This is a genomic window from Micromonospora chalcea (genome assembly GCF_002926165.1).
GTDB lineage: Bacteria > Actinomycetota > Actinomycetes > Mycobacteriales > Micromonosporaceae > Micromonospora > Micromonospora chalcea.
The window spans coordinates 1-19,698 of record NZ_MAGP01000165.1; the positions used below are offsets into that span (position 1 = coordinate 1).

Annotated in this window: 11 protein-coding genes; 8 read left to right on the top strand and 3 right to left on the bottom strand. The window is 72.0% G+C overall.

What is annotated here, in order from left to right; translation table 11 throughout:
- Positions 1-991 (bottom strand): non-reducing end alpha-L-arabinofuranosidase family hydrolase (locus BAW75_RS28540; protein WP_208635332.1); only part of this gene is annotated, 991 nt, incomplete at its 3' end.
- Positions 992-1,297: 306 nt separating this feature from the next.
- Here BAW75_RS28540 and BAW75_RS28545 point away from each other — a divergent pair.
- From BAW75_RS28545 to fxsT, 7 genes are all read left to right on the top strand, one after another.
- Positions 1,298-3,343 (top strand): hypothetical protein, encoded by a 2,046-nt coding sequence (locus BAW75_RS28545; protein ID WP_244206300.1) that lies wholly within the window; start codon positions 1,298-1,300, stop codon positions 3,341-3,343.
- Positions 3,344-3,353: 10 nt separating this feature from the next.
- A complete protein-coding gene (locus BAW75_RS28550; RefSeq protein WP_104115579.1) occupies positions 3,354-5,615 on the top strand; it encodes a hypothetical protein in 2,262 nt (753 codons plus the stop codon).
- A gap of 273 nt (positions 5,616-5,888) precedes the next feature.
- On the top strand, positions 5,889-6,062 hold the full coding sequence (locus BAW75_RS32490; RefSeq protein ID WP_166456745.1) for a hypothetical protein: 174 nt from the start codon (positions 5,889-5,891) through the stop codon (positions 6,060-6,062).
- A 6-nt stretch (positions 6,063-6,068) separates the two neighbouring features.
- Positions 6,069-8,372 (top strand): FxsB family cyclophane-forming radical SAM/SPASM peptide maturase, encoded by a 2,304-nt coding sequence (locus BAW75_RS28555; protein WP_104115580.1) that lies wholly within the window; start codon positions 6,069-6,071, stop codon positions 8,370-8,372.
- Positions 8,360-9,175, top strand: a complete 816-nt coding sequence (locus BAW75_RS28560) for an AAC(3) family N-acetyltransferase (protein ID WP_104115581.1) — start codon at positions 8,360-8,362, stop codon at positions 9,173-9,175. The genes BAW75_RS28555 and BAW75_RS28560 overlap by 13 nt, the downstream gene beginning before the upstream one ends.
- Before the next feature lie 129 nt (positions 9,176-9,304).
- Positions 9,305-10,495: a TIR-like protein FxsC gene (locus tag BAW75_RS28565; RefSeq protein ID WP_064448829.1), complete on the top strand. Its 1,191-nt coding sequence runs from the start codon at positions 9,305-9,307 to the stop codon at positions 10,493-10,495.
- Entirely contained in the window at positions 10,492-14,427 is a 3,936-nt protein-coding gene (gene fxsT, locus BAW75_RS28570) for an FxSxx-COOH system tetratricopeptide repeat protein (protein ID WP_104115582.1), read from the top strand. The genes BAW75_RS28565 and fxsT overlap by 4 nt, the downstream gene beginning before the upstream one ends.
- Here the strand turns inward: fxsT and BAW75_RS28575 are convergent.
- Both BAW75_RS28575 and BAW75_RS28580 read right to left on the bottom strand, forming a co-directional pair.
- Positions 14,405-15,325: an alpha/beta fold hydrolase gene (locus BAW75_RS28575; protein ID WP_104115583.1), complete on the bottom strand. Its 921-nt coding sequence runs from the start codon at positions 15,323-15,325 to the stop codon at positions 14,405-14,407. The two genes, fxsT and BAW75_RS28575, sit on opposite strands and share 23 nt — an antisense overlap.
- A 41-nt stretch (positions 15,326-15,366) precedes the next feature.
- Positions 15,367-18,837 carry an NACHT domain-containing protein gene (locus tag BAW75_RS28580; protein ID WP_104115584.1) on the bottom strand — a complete coding sequence of 1,157 codons (3,471 nt, stop codon included), beginning with the start codon at positions 18,835-18,837 and terminating at the stop codon, positions 15,367-15,369.
- 166 nt (positions 18,838-19,003) lie between these two features.
- Here BAW75_RS28580 and BAW75_RS28585 point away from each other — a divergent pair, with 166 nt between their 5' ends.
- Positions 19,004-19,612, top strand: a complete 609-nt coding sequence (locus BAW75_RS28585; RefSeq protein WP_104115585.1) for a class I SAM-dependent DNA methyltransferase — start codon at positions 19,004-19,006, stop codon at positions 19,610-19,612.
- Positions 19,613-19,698 lie beyond the last annotated feature (86 nt).

Genomic DNA, 19,698 nt, shown 5'->3' on the forward strand with positions numbered 1-19,698 from the left:
GCGCCGACGACCACCCGTTGGGGTTGGTGGGGTCGTTGGAGGTGCGGTAGGAGAACGCGGTCGGCCCCCACTGGTACGCGAGGACCCAGATGTTGCGCGGCGCGAAGTAGAACAACGTCGGCGCCACAGTCCCCGACGACATCGCGTTCTGGCTGGCCGACGCCATCTGCGACCAGTTCGAGAACAGACCGAAGTTCATCGACCCCCACGACGACCCGGTGTCGTGCGTCGTCGCGTAGACCAGGTGCTGCCCGTTGTACGGCACCACCGTGAAGTCCTTCAACGACACCCAACCCGAACGCGGCTGCGCCAACGCGCCCGTCGACGACCACCGGTACGACGACGGCAGGTTGCACGTGCCACCCGGCGGCGGCGTGGTGGGAGGCGGCGTGGTGGGGTTGCCGCCACCACCGTCGACGCGGACGAGCTGCCACTGCTGGTTGGCGCCGTTCCAGTCGTCGTACTGGACGATGTTTCCGCCGTCGGCGGTCGAGGCGCCCTGCACCTCCACCACCTTGTTGCTGTTGCGGTTGATCAGCCGGATGTAGCCGCTGTCGGAGTCGGCCAGCCGGAACTGCTGGTTGGTGCCGTTCAGGTCGGACCACTGCACGATGCTGCCGCCGTTGGCGGTCGACCAGTTGTAGACGTCGAGCACCTTGCCGGACAGCCGGGACTTCAGCCGGTAGTAGCCGCCGCCGGAGTCGACGAACTGCCACTGCTGCTGGTTGCCGTTGTTGCGCGTCCACTGGGTGATCCGCGCGCCGTCGTTGGTGGCCAGGTTGTAGACGTCGAGCGCCTTGCCGCTGTTGCGGTTGACCAGGACGTACCAGGCGTTCGTGTCGACGCTCGCGGCGACGGCGGGCGCGGACACGGCCGCCACGGCGGCGGCGCCGACGAGGACCGCGGCAGCGCCGGTCGCGACGACTCGCGGCAGCCATCCGCGCCGTCGCGGGGGCGACACCGTCGATGGGGATCTACCAAAAGCAAACATGTTCCTCCCTCAGATCACACTTGTGAGCGCTAACAATCAGCGTCGGCGCACTGACCCCACACCCGGCCTGCCACGCGGCCGTCCGCGCCCGCTCGGCGACCCATCGCTCCCGCCGCCCTGTGCCATCGACTGTGAGCGATAACACGCCGTTCGTCAAGTCGTAACAGTCGATGGAAGGCGGGCGCGTGACGTTACCGGCCCATGTCAGCTTCTCGACCCAGCACTACCGCTGCCCGCACCACGGCTCGACAGTGCACACGGCTGGAGGGGGTGGGGGAATTGGGGCAGCCGGCGAACGAATCCGTCATGATCCGGGACTGGTTCAGCGTGCCGCGGGTGTCCGCCGAGGACCGGGCCGCGATCTTCGGCGTACGCACCCAGGACCCGCGGGTGGAGTTCGTCGCGCTGACCGTCAAGTACTGGCTGGACGCGCACGCCACCCGGTCGATGACCCGCGAGCGGGTCCTGACCGCGCTGAGCGGGCGCATCACCGCCGACAACGTCTGGGACCTGGTCGCGATGCTGGCGAGACTGCGGCTGGCCGAGGCGTTCTTCGACCTGGCCGCCTCGGACGTCGACACCGACGGCGCGTTCCGCCGTCTCCTGCTCGGCCTCGACCCCGCGCTGCTCGACGCGATGCGGCACTACGCGGCCTGGAACGGGATCAACCCGAAGCTGTTCCTCGACGGGTTCGCCGTCGGCGTCGGGGAATCCGTCGCGACGGTGGTGGTCGACCTCGGCAAGCTCGTGCAGTTGATCGGCCGCCTTCAGCAGGAACAGTTCACCACGCTCATCGTGCTGACGGTCGACCCCCGCGCCGGTGTGCAACGCATCGCCGACCAGGCCACAGTCGTACGCCAGGCGCTGGCCGGGATCGTGGCCGCGCTGGACCCGACCACCGTCCCGGATCGGCTGCTGGCGCTGTGGCGCGGCTGGGCGGCCGAGTTCGCCCGCCACCTGGAGAACCTCGACCCGTTCGCCGCCGGCCGGCTGCTCGGCCGCGTCGCCGGTGACCTGTACCAGGTGCTCACCGGCCTGGTGCATCTCGCCCGGCTGCTCGGCGGCGTCGCGGTGCGCGCCGCCGTCCGGTACGTGCCGCTACTGCTCGCGGGCGCCCGCGAGGCGCGCCTGCTGACCGCCCAGATGGCCGCGCTGCTGGTGGCGATCGGCCGGGCCGCGATCGCCGCCACGCCCCGGGTGGGGCTGGCCGTCCTGCGCACGCTCTTCCCGCCGAAGGTGCTCGACGCGCTGTTCCGGCAGGGCCGGGTGCTGCTCGCCGACGCCGAGCTGACGTTGAGCGTGTTCAACCAGGCGGCGCACGCCGAGGCGTTCGCGGGCGCCGGTGCGGGCACCCGGCTCGGCGCGCTGGTCAGCCTCGACGGCCGACCGGTGCTGATGGCGAGCATGTCGGAGACGGTGTCGTCGGCCGGCCGGGCGGCGACCCGGGCCGAGCTGAGCGAGGCGCTGGACGAGATCATCAAGCGGGTCGAGGACCTGCGCGAGCTGAAGCCGCCGAAGACACCCCGGGACGTCCAGGCCGCCGTCGTGCGCGCGGCCATCGCCCGGCAACTGGAGCAGCGGCTGACCACCGCGTTCAACAGGGCGCTCCAGAGCGCCGCGTACGAGGAGTTCCGCGCGCTGCGCAAGGCCGGGCAGGCGCAACCGTGGCGGCTCGGCCAGCAGGTGCACCGGCGGATGGCCGCCGAGGTCGCCCAGCTCGTCGGCCGGTCACCGGGCCTGGAGGCGTTCGCGGAGAAGTCACTGGCGACAGTGGTCGAGGCGGTCCGCACGGCCCACCCGGAGCTGGCGCCCGAGCGGGGCGGCTCCGACGCGGTGCTGCGCCAGACGGTCGCCCAGATGCTGCTCGGCCACCCGGACCGGGATCTGCTGCTGCGCCTCGTCGGCTTCACCGGCAACCCGGCCGCGGCCGGGGCGGAAAAGGCGCTCGCCGGCCACCTCGCCGAGCGGTTCCGGTGGAAGGCGTCCACCACCGTCGGGGACCTCCGCTCCGACCTGCTGCTCGTCGACCCCGAGGCGGCCCGCGTCACGAACGTCGACTGGACCTCCTCGACCAAGCTGGAACGCTTCGAGAAGACCTGGGGCACCGTCGCCGACGACCTCGGGGAGACGTTCGACGGTCGCTGGGAGGCGATCGCGGAGGCGTACCAGCGGGCCGCCAAGGGCGGTGTGCCGGCGGAGGTCGTCGCCGGCCTCGAAGAACTGACCGCGCACGCCGTACGCGAGACGGTCGTCCGCCAGGCCGCCCTCAGCCAGTTGTTCCCCGGATTCTTCGTCACCTCGCACGAGATGACGTACCAGGGGCTGCACTCCCTGTTCACACTGCCGCTGTAGAGGAGCACCGATGGGCAGAGTCGTCGTCGCCGACGCCGATCCGGCGACGCTTGGTTTCAGCACCGCGCATTCCGACAGGTACGTCTACTCCAACTACTTCGTACCGGTCCGGCTCACGTTCGGCGGTGGCGAGACGCCCATCCTGCCGTTCTACGTCAAGCAGGCGCTGATCGAGGCGATCCGCTACGGCGGGCTCGACGGCGACCGGCTGCCGCACCTGCTCAAACAACTCGGCCTCTACGACCTGTGGAAGGCCAACGAGATGGACGCCGCCACCGAGGCGCTGCCCGGCGCCGACTCGGGCATGTCGTACCGGGAGCCGCCGGCGCGACGCCAGACGCTCCTCGGCGACCAGCAGGCGGAGTTCCTCGCCGGCCTGCTCCAGTCCGACGTGGGCATCGCGTTCCTCGACCGCACCCGGATCCGGCCGGTGGGCTTCGCGCTCGGCGAGCACGTCTACGCGCTGGCGCTCGCCCCCGGTGAGGAGGCCGTGCTGGAGCAGCGCACCTACACCAAGCGCGAGCTGACCCTGGAGGAGCAGAACGAGTCGGAACAGCAGACCGACGTCGAGCTGACCAGCGCGCTCACCACCGAACTCCAGGAGGGCTTCGAGCGGCAGAAGTCGCTCACCGACACCTGGGGGCTCAACGCGAGCCACACCGGCCAGTACACCAGCCCGACCGGCATCTGGGGCACCTTCAACGCCAGCCACACCATCGGCTTCGCCACCAGCGTCACCGCGGCGAGCCAGGAGACGAGCCGCCGCGCGGTCAAGGACAGCCGGACCGCCACCTCGAAGGTCGCGGCGCGCTACCGCACCCAGCACAAGACCGATTTCAAGCTCGTCACCGAGACGGGTACGGAGTCGTCCTCGAAGCGCACCGTCCGCAACCCGAACCGGGCCACGCCGATCACGCTGCACTACTTCAAGGTGCTGCAACGGCTGGAGCTGGCGCACGAACGGTACGGGGCACGGGTCTGCTGGGCCCCCACGATCAAGGATCCGGCGTTCGCCTTCGCCCAGAAGATCGTCGACGGGCGGCAGCGGATCCGCGACAACGCGGTCGCCGCGCTGCCCCCGATGCCGGTGAAGCCGGAGCGCCCGCCGCGCGGCGCGCCCGCAGCGGTGGAGACGCGCGTCGTGTACTCCCCCGTGGTCACGCTCGACAAGTGGGGATTCACGGGGGACATGAGCGCGGACTACGACGTCGACGTCCCCGTCGACGCCGGCTGGGAGTGGGACGGCAACGTCGACACGATCCGGCAGAACCTCACGCTGATCACCCGCCGCCCGCCGGATGCGATCGCCGCCCGGGTGGTGGGCGTGCCGGTGGTCACCGAGGCGGACGGACGGCCGGTGCTGCGCGTACGCGTGCACGTCGGCGCCCGGAGCTGGCTGGCGGGTCCGGGCGCGGACGTGCAGCTCGCCGCCGGGTTCCGGCGTACCCCGACGGTGGTGGACCAGACCGCCGACGACGCGGCGTACAACGCGCTGGTCGCGGGCTACCTGACCGATCTTCAGGAGTGGCAGGACCGGCGCGACGCGGCGCTGGCGGCGGCGGAGACGGCGGGGGACGAGTTCGAGGCGCGGCTGCGGGCCGGCTTCTCCCCGGTCAACGAGATGGTCTCGCAGATCGTGGAGGCGCACTTCCCGGCCAGCGTGCGGGACGAGGCGTGGGAGATCGACTTCTGGCACCGGGTCTTCGACTGGGAGCGCGCGTCGTTCGTGGCGTACCCCGGGTGGTGGTCCGGCGGCGACGCCCGCGCCCCGGAGCGCGACCCCGGTGACTTCGTCAACGCCAGCTGGGCGAAGCTCTACCTGCCGGTGCGGGCCGGCATGGAGCTGGCCGCGCTGCGGTGGATCTTCGGGAAGGTGGTGGCGACGCGCCTGGCACCGGAGGTGGAGCGGGAGCTGGAGGCGTTCGTGGACGAGCTGACGGCGTACCGGGCCGGCCATCTCGGCACCGGCGACGAGATGCCCGAGCTGACCACCGAGTGCCAGGACGTGCCGGAGCGGGTGTACTGCCTGGCGAAGTGGACCGAGTTGATGCCCACCGACGGCACCCACCTGGAGGTGGTGCAGGGCGCCACCACGGCGGCCGACGAGGTGACCGCCAAGGAGATCAGCGACGCGGAGGCGCTGCGGGCGGCGCTGCTCGACGGCGAGGTGCAGACCAACCGGCTGCGGACCAGGGCGTACGACCAGATGACCGAGCCGGCCGACGTCGACATCCGCCTCGGCACGCCGTCCGGGAGCGGTCCGGCCGCCTGAGCCGCTCGTCCACCCCGATCCCTCGCCTGACCAGGGGATTGGGGTGGACGATTTCTGGCAAAGTCTGAACTTTCGATTCGTGGCCTAGATCGGTAAAAAGGCGCATAATTGATCCCTTACGCTCGCTCCCTCGGGGCGACGACGACGCCGGCCGGCGAACCGTCCAAAAAGAACCGTCTCCCACCGGTGGGTCGATGGCGCTGGATCCCTAAAGCCACTAGGTTGGCCGTCGCCGCTGTGCTCGGCCGGCATTCACAAACCTAAGGAACACTCATGACGACCGCACCCTTGCGCCAGGATGAGCCCCCGGTCTCGCTGGTCAGGGTCCGCGCGGAGCCGCTCGACCGGCTTTCCGCCGCGGACATCTCCCCCATCGTGCGCCGGGTGATGGCGGCTCACCTCGATCAGACCCGGATCCCGGCGGCGAAGTTCTCGTCGTTCATCTGATCCGCGATGGCCCCGGGGCCCGCCCGCGCGGCGCTCACCGAGTTCGTCCTCAAGGTGCACGCCAGGTGTGACCTGGCGTGCGACCACTGCTACGTCTACGAACACGCCGACCAGAGCTGGCGCCGCCGCCCGGTACGGATGACGCCGGACGTGCTCCGGGCCGCGGCCGGAAGGATCGCCGAGCACGCGGCGGCCCACGGGCTGCCGGACGTCACAGTCGTCCTGCACGGCGGGGAGCCGCTGCTGCTCGGCCCCGACGGGCTGGGCCAGGTGCTCGCCGAACTGCGGCGCGTCATCGGGCCGGTCACCCGGCTCCGGATCGGCATGCAGACAAACGGCGTGCTGCTCTCCGAGCGGTTCTGCGACGTACTCGCCGAACACGACGTGGCGGTCGGCGTATCGCTCGACGGCGACCGGGCCGCCAACGACAGGCACCGGATCTACCGGTCCGGCGCCAGCAGCTACGACCAGGTGCTGCGCGCGCTCGCCCTGCTGCGCCGCCCGGCGTACCGGCGGCTCTGGTCCGGCCTGCTGTGCACGGTGGACGTGCGCAACGACCCGATCGCGGTGTACGAGGCCCTGCTCGCCCAGGAGCCCTCGCGGATCGACTTCCTGCTCCCGCACGCCACCTGGGACGACCCGCCGTGGCGGCCGGCCGCCGGGGACACCGCGTACGCCCGCTGGCTGCGCGCCGTCCACGACCGCTGGCGCGCGGACGGCCGACCCGTCCCGGTGCGCCTGTTCGACTCGCTCCTGTCCACCGCACGCGGCGGACCCAGCGGCACCGAATGGCTGGGCCTCGACCCGGTCGACCTGGCGGTGATCGAGACGGACGGCGAGTGGGAGCAGGCGGACTCGCTCAAGACCGCGTACGACGGCGCGCCGGCCACCGGCATGACCGTCTTCTCGCACGCGGCCGACGACGTGGCGGCAAGCCCGCTCCTGGCCCGCCGCCGCTCCGGCCGGGCCGGTCTCAGCGACGAGTGCCGGCGGTGCCCGGTGGTCGACCAGTGCGGCGGCGGACTCTTCGCCCACCGGTACGGCGCCGGGCACTTCGACCATCCGAGTGTCTACTGCGCCGATCTGAAAGAGCTGATCGTGCACGTGAACGAGAACCCACCGGAACCCGTCCGGCTCGACGCCGGCCTGCCCGACGACTTCATCGACCGCCTCGCGGCGCCGACCGGCGACCGGGTCGCCATCGGCCGGCTCGTCGAGGCACAGATCGCCATCGTCCGCGCGCTGCTCGCCGAGGTGGCCGACCGCCTGCCGGCCGGCGGGGCCGGAGCTGACGGCTGGGAGGCGCTGACCGCGCTCGACCGCAGCGCGCCGGAATCAGTGGCCCGGATCGCGGCCCATCCGTACGTGCGCGCGTGGGCTGTCGACTGCCTCGCCGGCACCGGCACCGGCGCCCGCCAGGGGCCGGGCTACCTGAGCGCGCTCGCCGCCGCCGCCGCGCTCGACGCAGGCGTTCCGGTGCGCCTCGACGTGCCGGTGCGATCCGGCCGCCTGCACCTGCCGACGATGGGCACGGTTCTGCTGCCCGAGGTGGGTGACGGCACCGCCCGGGTGGAGACCGGCCCGGGCTCGCTGCGGGTGCGGGCCGGGGACGTGACGGTGGCCGTGAGTCCGGGCGCGGCGGGCGGGCCCCGCTGGTGGCCGACCCGCCGTCTCGTCGCACCGGACGTGTCGGTGCTGCTGGAGGACGGCGACCCGCACCGCGACTGCCACCGGCTGCCCGCCGATGACCGGCTCGACGACGCGGGCGCCGTGCGCTGGGCGGAGACGTTCGCGGCGGCGTGGCAGGTGATCCGGGACGAGGTGCCGGGCCACGCCGAGGAACTGCGTACCGGGCTGCGGGCGGTGGTGCCGTTGCGGCGCAGCGGCGACGGGGTCAGCGAGGCGTCGACCGCCCGGCAGGCGTTCGGCGGTGTCGCGGCCACGGAGACCGATGCCGGGTCGCTGGCGGTGCTGCTCGTGCACGAGTTCCAGCACAGCAAGATGAACGCGCTGCTGGACGTCTGCGACCTGGTCGACGGCACCGGGCCGATCGACATCACTGTGGGCTGGCGGCCCGACCCGCGTCCGGCGGAGGCCGTCCTGCACGGCATCTACGCGCACGCGGCGGTGGCCGACATCTGGCGCGTCCGGGCGGACCGCCAGGTCGACGGCGCGCAGGCGGTCTACCGGCAGTACCGGGACTGGACGGCCGAGGCGATCGGCGCGCTGCAACGGGCGGACGCGCTCACCCCGGCCGGCTCACGGCTGGTCCGGCAGGTGGCCCGCTCGATGTCCGGATGGCCGTCGTGACCACCGCCGTCCCGCCCGCGCACCGGGTCGACACGCTCGCCGCCGACCTGCGGGCGCTCGGGCTCGGCCGCGGTGACGTGGTGCTCGTGCACTGCTCCCTGCGTGCCCTCGGACCGGTGGCCGGCGGGCCGGCCACGCTGGCCGACGCGCTGCGGGCCGTCGTCGGGCCGTCCGGCACCGTCGTCGTCCCGGCGCAGACCCCCGACAACTCGGTGAGCAGCCCCGCGTACCACGCCGCGACCGCCGGACTCACCGACGAGGAACGCCGGGCGTACGAGGACCGGATGCCCGGCTTCGACCCGGCCGTCACGCCGTCGTTCGGCGTGGGCGCGTTCGCCGAGCACGTACGCCGGTTGCCCGGCGCGGTACGCAGCCCGCACCCGCAGACGTCGTTCAGCGCCTGGGGCCCCCGGGCGGAGGAGCTGATGCGCGTCCACGACCTGGACTCGCATCTCGGCGAGCGCTCGCCGCTGGCCGCGCTGGAGGCCGCCGGGGCCTGGACCCTGCTGCTCGGTGTCGGCTATTCGACATGTACCGCGTTGCACCTCGCCGAGTACCGGTTGCGCCGCCCGCCGCAGCGGCGTCCGTACCGCTGCTACGTGCTGCGCGACGGCCGCCGGGAACGGCTGGACTTCGAGGCGCCGCACCTCGACGCGAGCCCGTTCGCCGAGGTCGGAGTGGAACTCGACAGGGAACCGTTCACCCGGCGCGGCACGGTCGGGAGCGCCCCGGCACGGCTGCTGCCGATGGCCGCGGCGGTACGCGCCACGGTCGCGTGGATGGACGCCCACATCGGACGGTGAGGGCCTGGTAACCCGAGCGCAACCTCTCTACCCTGATCGATAGACGCCGTATCGTGTCGAGCGGGGAGCAGCGCGTGATCATTGACGGTTGGGGGTCAGGCGCACTACCCGTGGAACGGTCGTGTCGCCGTGACCTCTGAGCGGCCCGCGCTGCCGGGCCCGCCCTATTTCTTCCTCAGCTACGTCCCCCCGCCGACGCACAACGACCGCACCCCGGGCGACCACTGGGTCCGCCGCTTCTACCACGATCTCAACCTGGCCATCGACGGCCGGCCCGGCGACCGGTTACGCCGGCAGGGTTTCGCCGACTTCATCGTGCGGCCGCCGGAGGACCGGACGGAACGAAAACGCACCGCGCTCGCCGAGGCCGAGGTGTTCGTGCCGCTGTACTCGCCGGACTATCTCAACCGGGACGACTCGCGCCGGGAACGGGAGTGGTTCCGGCAACGGCTGATCCGGGCCGGCCGCCCGCCCGACGGCGACAACATCCTGCCGGTCCTGTGGATCCCGTCGCCCGCCGCCGTGCACGCGCCGGACCAGGCCCGGGCGGTGGCGATGGCCGCCGACGTGGACGCGTACGCGGCGAACGGCATGAGCGCGCTCTGCCGGCTGCAGAAGTTCCAGCACGCCTACAAGGAGGTGCTGGGCCGGCTCGCGCAGCACATCGTCGACACCGCCGAGCAGACCCCGCTGCAGGCGGCCGAGCCGCCGACCGGCCCGACCGACCTGCCGTCGTCGCCGACCAGCGAGGTGCCGTTCCGGGCGGTGGTGATCGCGCCCGAGCAACCGCACGAGCCGGGCCGGCTCAACGGACGATCCGACACGCACGCCGGCCGGTGGCGCCCGTTCCACGGCCGGCCTCCCGTGGTCGACGACGTGACCGACGCGGTGCAGCGGCTGCGGATGCCGATCGACGTCCGCGACTTCGTACCCGATGCCGGGCTATTCCGGGGCTGCCCGGGCGTACTCATGATCGATCCTCGGGTGGTCGAGACGCCGGACGGTGCGGAGGCCGTCCGCGCGGCCGCCGCCTCGCTGCACCGCTGGGTGGGCGTCGTGGTCATCATCGAGGACCCGGCACCCGGCCGTCGCTCCCAGGCGACGGTGCTGCTCGACCGGGCCATCGCGATCTTCCCGGCCGCGGCACGCCCCCTGGCGATCACCACGTACGACGACTGGCGGGCCGGGATCCACGGCCTGGTCGACCGGATGCGCCGCCGCTACCTGGAGGCGAGACCGGCCTACCCGCCGCCAGGACGGCCGATCAGCAAACCCCGGCTCTGGGAGAACCCGCCGCCCGACGAGGGAGTGGACACATGACCCGACGCGAGGGACAGGTCGTCACCTTCTACTCCTACAAGGGCGGCACCGGCCGGACGATGGCGCTGGCCAACGTCGCCTGGATCCTCGCCGCCAACGGCAAGCGGGTGCTCGCCGTCGACTGGGACCTGGAGTCCCCCGGCCTGTCGCGCTTCTTCGCGCCGTTCATCGACCGGGACGCGCTGGAGAGCACCGGCGGGGTGATCGACCTGATCCGCGAGTACGAGTGGGCGACCACCACCAAGCAGGACAAGGGCGACGACCGCTGGCACGAGCAGTACGCCCGCGTGCACAAGTATTCGTTCTCGCTGAACTGGTCCAACTTCCCCGGTGACGGGACGCTGGACTTCCTCGGCGCCGGCCAGCAGAACAACGACTACGCGGGCGCGCTCGCCGGGATGAACTGGGACGAGTTCTACGAGCGGCAGGGCGGCGGCTACTTCTTCGACGCGCTGCGCGCCGACATGAAACGCAACTACGACTACGTGCTCATCGACAGCCGTACCGGGTTCTCCGACGTCGCCGACATCTGCACCATCCAACTGCCGGACGTGCTGGTCACCTGCTTCACCCTCAGCGAGCAGGGCATCACCGGCGCGGCGAAGGTGGCGCGGCTGGTCGAGCACCGCTACGGGTCGCGGCGGATCCGGGTGCTGCCCGTGCCGATGCGGATCGACCCGGCGGAGAAGGTCAAGGCGGACACCGGGCGGGCGGTGGCCCGGCAGCGCTTCAGCGGGCTGCCGAGCGGGATGAGCGAGGCCGACCGGGACCGGTACTGGGCCCGGATGCAGGTGCCCTACCAGGCGTTCTACGCGTACGAGGAACTGCTCGCCACGTTCGCCGACCAACCAGGAGTCAACGGGTCGCTGCTGTCCGCGTACGAGGTGCTGGCCCGCGAGATCACCCGGGGCGAGGTGGAGTCGCTGCCGCCGATGAGCAGCGCGGTACGCGAGCGGGTGAACGCCCGGTTCACCCGTACCTCCACGTCGGTGGAGAGCGAGATCGTGCTCCGGCACGCCCCGTACGACCGGGTGTGGGCGGAGTGGATCGGCCACCTGCTGGTCTCGGCCGACGTCCGGGTGACCGACCCGTGGTTCACCGACGACGAGGTGCCCCGGACCGCCCGGGAGCTGATCATCGTCTCCGAGTCCAACGCCAACGAGGAGGCGGTGCTCGCCGCGCCGGACCGCTCGCCCGACCAGGTGCCGCTCGTCGTCTACGTGGCGGACGTACGGCGCCTGGCGAACGTGCCCGCGGCGCACACCGTCTCGGTGGCCGGCCTGGAGGCGCGGACCGCCGCCGCGCGGATCCTGCGCCTGGTCGGCCGCGAGGGGGTGCCGGCCGACCTGGAGCTGCCCACCGGTCCCCGGTTCCCCGGCCGGGACAACACCGTGTTCGAGGTGCCGGGCCGCAACAAGCGCTTCACCGGCCGCGAGGCGGACCTGCGCGAGCTGCGGACGCTGCTGCGCAGCAGCCCGAAGGTGGTGCTCTCCGGCACCGGGCCGGTGGCGTTGCAGGGCATGGGCGGCATCGGCAAGAGCCAGCTCGCGCTGGAGTACGCCCACCGTTACCGCGCCGCGTACGACATGGTGTGGTGGATCGACGCCGACCAGGTGCCGTTCATCGAGTCCGCAATCGGTGACCTCGCGCCCTACCTGGGCGTGCCGTCGTCGGAATCGAACCGGGAGAACGCCCGTCTGGTGCTCCAGGCGCTGCGCCGCACCGACCTGCGCTGGTTGCTGATCATGGACAACGCGGACGAGATCGAGGGCGTGCTGCCGTACGTGCCGGACGGCAAGGGCCACGTCCTGATCACGTCCCGGAACCTCCAGTGGGTCGAGCGGGCCACCACCGTCCAGGTCGACGTGTTCAAGCGCGCGGAGAGCATCCAGCACCTCACCGAGCGGGTGCCGAACATGCGCGTCGACCAGGCCGACCGGATCGCCGCCCTGCTCGGCGACCTGCCGATCGCTGTCACCGCCGCCGCGGCCTGGCTCGCCGACACCGGCCACTCCGTCGACAGCTACCTCACCGAGATCGCCAAGTTCGGTCCGGGCGCGGTGATGGAGCCGAACAGCAACGTCTCGGTGGAGGCCACCTGGGAGCTGTCGCTCAACCACCTGCGCACCCGCAACCCGGCGGCCTACCGGGTGCTGCAACTCTGCTCGGTGTTCGCCCCGGAGATCTCCGCCGACCTGGTCTACAGCGACGAGTTCGCCGAAGCGCTGGTGCCGTTCCACCCGCAGGCCAAGGAGCGGCTGGTCCGCCAGCAACTGGTGCAGCAGGCCAACCGGCTCGCCCTGGTGCGGGTCGACCTGCGGGCCGAGAACCCGGCGGGCGGCGAGCGGGGCCGGGGCGGCCTGGTACTCATGCACCGCCTGCTCCAGCACGCCGTCCGGTCCCGGATGACGGAGGCGGAACTCGACGAGGCCCGCCGGCAGGTCCACCTCGTGCTCGCCGCCGCCCGGCCCGAGGGCGAGGTGGACGACCCCGACGGGTGGCCGCGGTTCCGGGTCATCTGGCCGCACCTGGAGGCGTCCAAGGCGCCGCTGAGCAGCAAGGTTGAGGTGCGGGCGCTGATGATCGACCGGGTCCGCTACCTCCAGTTGCGCGGCGACCTGGAGACCGGCCGACGGCTCGGGCAGGAGGTCGCGCAGACCTGGGAGCAGATGCTCGCCGAGGAGACCGACCCGCGGGCTCGCGACGACCTGCGCCGGCAGTTGCTGCACCTCCAGTTCAACCTCGCCAACATCCTCGCCTTCCTCGGCCAGTTCACCGAGTCCCGGGCGCTGGACGAGGAGGTGCTGGCAGCCCAACGGGAACTGCTCGGCGAGGACCACCCGCACACGCTGATGACCGCCGGCGGGCTCGCCCGCGACCTGCGCGGCATGGGCATGTACAACGAGGCGCTGCGTCTCGACGAGATCACGTTCAACGCGTGGAAGCGGAACTTCACCGAGGAGCACCCGCGTACGCTCGCCGCGCTCAACAACCTCGCCAGCACCCAGCGCCTGATGGGCGACTTCCGGGAGGCCCGGAAGAACGACGAGATGGTGCTGGCCGGGCGCCGCGCGATCCTCGGGGAGAACCACCCGGACACGCTCGCCTCCTCCGCGTACGTCGGCATCGACATGCGCGACGCCGGCGACTTCGAGCAGTCGGTCACCCGCCTGCGCAGCGTCCACCGGGAACTGCTGAACACGGCCGGAGCCGAACACCTGATCACCCTGCGGACGCAGACGAACCTGGCGGTGTCGCTGCGCGCGGCCGGGCACGCGGTCGAGGCGGGCAAGCTCCTCGAAGCCGCCTACGAGCTGCTGAACGAGCGGTTCGGGCCGGACAACCCGGAGACGCTCACCTGCCGGCTGAGCCTGTCGATCAACCTGCTCACCGTCGACCTGTTCCAGCGCGCCAGCCGGGAACTGACCGAGGTGCACCGCATCTACCAGCGCAACCTCGGCCCGGCGCACCCGCTGACGCTGGTCTGCATGGTCAACCTCGCCATGGTGGCCCGCCGCGCCGGGGACTTCGCCGAGGCCCGGCAGCTCGCCGGCCGGTCCGCCGACGCGCTCGCCGGCGTGCTGGGCAGCGGGCACCCGTACCCGCTGTCCGGCTGGATGAACCAGGGCATCTGCATCGCCGAACAGCCCGACCCGCCGGAAGGTCGGGAGGCCGCCGACGTGGAGGCGCTGGGCGTGTTGCGGCGCGCGTACGACGGGTTGGTCCGGATCCTCGGCCGCGACCACACGAACACGCTGCGCTGCCAGGCGAACCTGGTGGTGATGCAGGAGCGGGTGGAGAGCGGCCGGCGCGCGGAGCTGGAGGCGGTCACCCGTGAGCTGACCTACCGGCTGGGCGAGAACCACCCGGCCGTCGAGGCCGTCCGGGAGAGCCGGTTGCAGCGGCGCATCATCGACCCGCATCCGATCTGACGGTGGCCCGCTCCACCGGGTCGGCCAGCCAGGCGAGGATCTCCGGCAGCACCTCGACCGCGCCGAAGTGCGCGCTGCGCGGCTGCACGTGCAGTTGCGCGCCGGGGATCTGCTCGGCCAGCCACCGGGTGTGGCTGGCCGGGGCGAAGTTGTCGTCGGCGCCGTGCCAGAGCCGGACCGGCATCCGGATCCCGGCCAGCGTGACGCCCCAGTCGGCGCGCAGCGCCAGCACGTCGTCGATCCAGCCGTCCGGCCCCTGGCGCAGCGCCTCGGCGTAGGCGTCGGTGAGCTGTCGGCGGATCGGCACCCCGGCCACCACCCGGCGGTCGGCCTCGGTCATCTGCTCGACCAGCAGCGCGAGCAGCGAGCCCGGATCGTCCATCGTGCGCTCGGCCCGCAGCCGCAACTGCTCGGCGAGCACCGGCACGGCGCGCTCGGCGGCACCGTAGTCACGGACGTTGGCGTCGGTCATGCCGCCGAACCAGTCCAGCCCGGCCGCCCCCGCCGGGGCGAGACCGACCAGGACGGCGGTACGCCGTACCCGCTCCGGCAGCAGCGCGGCGCAGGCCAGGGCGTGCGGGCCGCCGCCGGACCGGCCGACCACCGAGAACCCGTCCAGGCCCAGGTCGTCGGCGATGGCCGCGACGTCGGCGGCGGCGTCCGCGACCCGGCGGCCGGGCAGCCGGCTGGATCCGCCATAACCCGGCCGGTCGTAGGAGATCAGGCGTACGCCGAGGCGGTGGAGCACGATCGAGCGTGGTCGTGGACCGTTCCGGCTGCCGGGTGTGCCGTGCATCAGGAACACGGGCCAGCCGCGTTCCGCCCCGGCGATGTCGACCGCCAGATCCCTCCTTCCTGTTCGGACGATGTGCTCTCGATGCCGGGGCGAGTGTGCCAATCGGGGCCTCCGAACGGGTGGTGGCGGTACGGGTGGCGTGGTCAGACCGCCTCGGCGGCCGGGATCTGGTCGGGCTGGTCGGGCTGGTCGGTGGGGTCGGTCGCTGCGAGGACGCGCAGCGTGTCGAGGGCGGACACCAGCGAGACCTCGGCCGGCGCCCGGTCGTGCGCCCGCAGGTAGTCCACGAGCAGCCGGCACAGGCTCGCCTCGTCGAGGAACTCGTCCGGCAGCCGGTGCGCCAGCAGCTCGGCCATCGTCCGGGGCGGTATCTTCCGCCAGGCCAGGTCGCCGTACTCGGTCAACGCCATGAGCAGCCACAGCGCGGTGCGGTTGTCGACCCGCGCGGCCGCGAACTGCTCGGCCATCTCGGCCGAGACCACGCCGTCCTCCAGCGGCAGCTCCGCGAGCCGCCCCTCGATGTCGGTGAGCACCTCCCGCACCCGGGCCACGTACCGCTGCGGCAGCCGGTCGAGCCCGTGCCGCAGGATGAGCGCGTGCAGGACCGCGTGGTCGTCGGTCGTGCCGAGCGAGTCGACCAGCTCGGGGAACTCGTCGATCAGGTACGGACACGAGATGATCAGCTCCGGCGGCGCTGTCGGTGAGCTGGGCAAGCGGCTCAGCGCCACCCGGGTCAGCCCGCACACCACCTCGCGTGGCAACTGCGCGCCGTCCTCGGCGAGGCATTCCAGCAGGACCGTGGCGCTCGTGCTGGACACCGCCTCCGGGAACTCGACGGCACGCGCCCACAGTCGCCGGTAGCTGCGCTCGTCGTACAGGATCAGCTGGTGCAGTGACGGCACCGGCCAGCGGCGGGTGGCCAGCTCCACCAGGTCGGCGTGGAACCGGCCCGCCTCGAAGCTGGTCGGCGCCTGGCCGCGCCACGTCCGCGCGCCGGCCTGCAACTGGCCGTAGGTGGTGACGTCGCCGAGCAGCTCGGCGACCTCGGCCGCCACGTTCACCTTCTCCCCCCGCCGTTCCCGCCGCAGCCCGGCGACGATCCGGCCGTCGGCGTCCCGGCGCAGCCAACTGATCATCGCGAGCTGGCCCTTCTCGTCCAGACCCGCCCGCCACAGCCGCACCGTGGACACCCAGGTCTCGTCGTCCATCAGGTCGCTGTGCCGCACCCCGTCCGGTGACACGAGCGCAGCCAGCGCGACCAGGTTCGCGGTGTACGCGGCGAGCAACCGCACCGGGTCGTACGGCGCGGGCCGGTAGCCGTCCACACCGGCCAGGTTGGTCCGCTGCCGGGCCTCGGCCAGCAGTCCGGCGACCGTCTCCACGATCGCGTCCCGGTCCCGTGGGTGCCGGAAGGCGAGTTCCCGCGCGAAGCCCACCACCGCCTCCCGCTTGACCAGCGGCTGGTGCGAGAGAAGCGCCCGGAACTGGCCGGTGTCCAGCTGATAGCCGAACCCGGCCGGGCTGAGGGTGCGCCGCCGCAGCTCGGCCAGACTCCGCAGCGCCCCGATGACGTACTCGGCGATCAGGAAGTCTCCGATGGTGGTGTGCAGGAACTCGTACGTGCGCCGGGCGTCCTCGCCCTGCACGTCGTCCGGGCCGTACACGACGAAGAAGGCGGCGGTGACCAGTTGCTCCGGGCCGAGCACGTCGCCGAGTTCGAACCGGGAGCCGTCGCCGGCCCCGGGCCCGAAACAGTCGAGGTCGGCGCGGAGCGCGGCCCGGTTCACCAGTTCCCGGTTGCGGTTGAACATGGCAAACGCGGTGATCGCCAGATCGCGCCGCAGTTGGTGTTCGCGGGCCTCCCGCTCGTGCGTCGGGAGGGCGGTCGGCGCCTTCTCGCTCACCTGCCGTCTGATGAACGCGGTGAGCAGGCCGGTGAACAGGTCGGACGATGACATGGCGCCGGGACGGCGGTCGGCCCAGTGCTCGTTGTAGTAGATGGCGAGCAGCGTGAGCAGCAAGGGCTGGCGGGCCAGCTCGCCGTGCCACAGCAGCTCGCGGGCGGAGAGCCGACGGTAGCCGGGCCGGTCCTCGTTTGCCGCGTTGACGGCGGCCAACCAGGCCGTCACCTGGGCGTCGGTCAGGTCTTCCAGCCGCACCAGCGCGGTGCCCTGCGGCACGCTGGCGCGATCCATCACCAGCATCCGGGACGTGATGATCGGGATGACGGAGTAGCCCAGGTCCCACTGGGTCTCCTGGAACTCGGCCACCCGGTCGATGTACTGGGAGTGGGCGGTGCCGGTGACCTGGACGAGTTCGTCGAACCCGTCGAAGATCACCACCACCGTGGTGTGCTCGGTGGCCCGGCGCAGGTCCGCCCAGCGGATGCGCTCGTCCATCACCTGCTCGATCGCTGCTTCGATCTGCTCGGTCGGCGACGAGTCCCCGGACATCCGGCGCAGCGGCACCACTATCGCGGTGAACCGGCTCGCCGGCAGCCGGGCCGCGATGACCCGGGTCAGCAACGTCTTGCCGGCGCCCGGCTGACCGAGGAGCAGCAGCGGACGGTGCAGGCTCGCCGGATCGGTCAGGTATTCGGAGAGGAAACCGACCAGGTCGCCCCGGCGCGGCTGGTCGTCCCACCAGGCATCCCGCTCCGGGGACGTGTGCTTGCCGTACTCGGCGGCCCGGAAGTCCGGGCTGATGAACCCCTCCTCCACCGTGGGCAGACGCAGGTGGAAGTCGACGTCCTTGATCCGCAGCAGCGGCTGCCGGAACACCGCGGCCAGCGAACCGGTGAGCCGGTCGAGCGACTCCCGGAGCAGGTCGGGGCGGTCGGCCGGGGCCGGGCCGGACAGCTCGGCGAGATTGCGGTACAGCTGCGCCAGCGCGTCCAGCCGGGCCGAGACCTCGGTGGTCAGGTTCCGGTTGTCGATCAGGTTGTGCTCGATCGCCTGCCGGAGCATCCGGAACCCGAACTCGGGGAGGTCCGCGGCGAGCCGGTCGAAACGGTCCTCGTAGTGCCACATGGCCCGGCCCACCACCCGGGACCGCAGCGACGTGAGGTCGAGCCCACGCCGCACCGACGGCCAGGCGGCGAGGCCCTCGCAGAACGCGATGGTGGCATCGTACAGCTTGACGTAGGCGGCCTCGACGTCGCGCCGGGTGTCGTCCATGCCGTGGACCGAGGACGGCAGCGGGAAGTATCCGCCGTCGATCTCCTTCGGCAGCGTGTGCTGGCGACGGTCGGCCGCCACCATGCCCACCTTTTCCTCGTCGGTCAGCTCCAGCCGGTCGAAACCCGGCCCGACCTCGTCGCGGAAACCGTCGAAGAACGCGGAGAGCGCCAGCACGGTATGGCTGGCCTCCAGCAGCTTGTAATACGATTTTCCGCCGGTCGTGCGGATGCGGCCGGCCTGGTTTCCGGTGGCGTCCCGGACGAGTTGCATGAGCGCGTTCTTCGGGCCGAGCAGAGCGAGCGCCGCGCCCTGGGTGAGCGCCCCGGCGCCGAGGATCCCCGCGCTGACGACCTTGTCGGTCTCGGTGATGCGCGTGCTGCCCGGGGCCAGCAGCTTCAACGCATCTCGATAGCTGAGGCTCGAACGGCGCGGCATGCCGCCCCTTCCGCTGCTGGCGATCGGGATTCTTCAAGGATAGAAACTTCAGTGACGGAAAGCTATCGATTCCGCACCGGGCGGCTGCTTTGCGACGACTTTTCCATTCATTCATCTCATTCATCTGCTAAATGCGGCCAAGGCGTCGGACCCCTATGGTCGAGCGGTGGACGACACACGGGTACGGCAGGCGTACGGGGCGGTCGCGGAGCTCTACATCGAACTGTTCGGCAGCACCGCCGCGGTGCACCCGGACGACCTCGCCCTCATCGGGCGGCACCTGGCCGGCCGGACCGGCCCGGTGCTCGACCTCGGGTGCGGACCGGGGCACCTCACCGACCACCTCCGGTCGCGGGGCGTCGACGCCACCGGGATCGACATGGTTCCCAAGTTCGTCGCGCACGCGCGGGCCACCCATCCGGGCGGCGCGTACCGGCTCGGGTCGCTGCACGACCTCGCCGTCCCGGACCACTCCGTCGACGGCATCCTCGCCTGGTACTCGCTGATCCACCTCCCGCCACCGGATCTCGACGGCGTGCTGGCCGGGTTCCGGCGCGCGATCGTGCCCGGTGGACCGCTCGTGGTCGGCATCTTCGTCGGTGACGAGGTGAGCGCCTTCGACCACAAGGTCGCCACCGCGTACCGCTGGCCGGTGGACGAGTTCTCCGCGCGGCTGCGGCAGGCCGGGTTCACCGAGGTCGAACGCCTGACACGCCTGTACGACGAGACCCACCGCACGCACGCCGCCATCGCGGCCGTGGCGTCCGGCGCCTGAGCGCGCGCCGTCGTCGGCGCCGGGAAAATGGGCGCGAACGTCTGCCGTCCGCTGTGCCAGGATCGGCGTTCGGAGTTCGACGGCCG

Coding starts and splice junctions, on each gene's coding strand:
- fxsT (WP_104115582.1), top strand. CDS start 10,492: ATGACCCGACGCGAGGGACAGGTCGTCACCTTCTACTCCTACAAGGGC.
- BAW75_RS28545 (WP_244206300.1), top strand. CDS start 1,298: ATGATCCGGGACTGGTTCAGCGTGCCGCGGGTGTCCGCCGAGGACCGG.
- BAW75_RS32490 (WP_166456745.1), top strand. CDS start 5,889: ATGACGACCGCACCCTTGCGCCAGGATGAGCCCCCGGTCTCGCTGGTC.
- BAW75_RS28555 (WP_104115580.1), top strand. CDS start 6,069: ATGGCCCCGGGGCCCGCCCGCGCGGCGCTCACCGAGTTCGTCCTCAAG.
- BAW75_RS28580 (WP_104115584.1), bottom strand. CDS start 18,837: ATGCCGCGCCGTTCGAGCCTCAGCTATCGAGATGCGTTGAAGCTGCTG.
- BAW75_RS28550 (WP_104115579.1), top strand. CDS start 3,354: ATGGGCAGAGTCGTCGTCGCCGACGCCGATCCGGCGACGCTTGGTTTC.
- BAW75_RS28560 (WP_104115581.1), top strand. CDS start 8,360: ATGGCCGTCGTGACCACCGCCGTCCCGCCCGCGCACCGGGTCGACACG.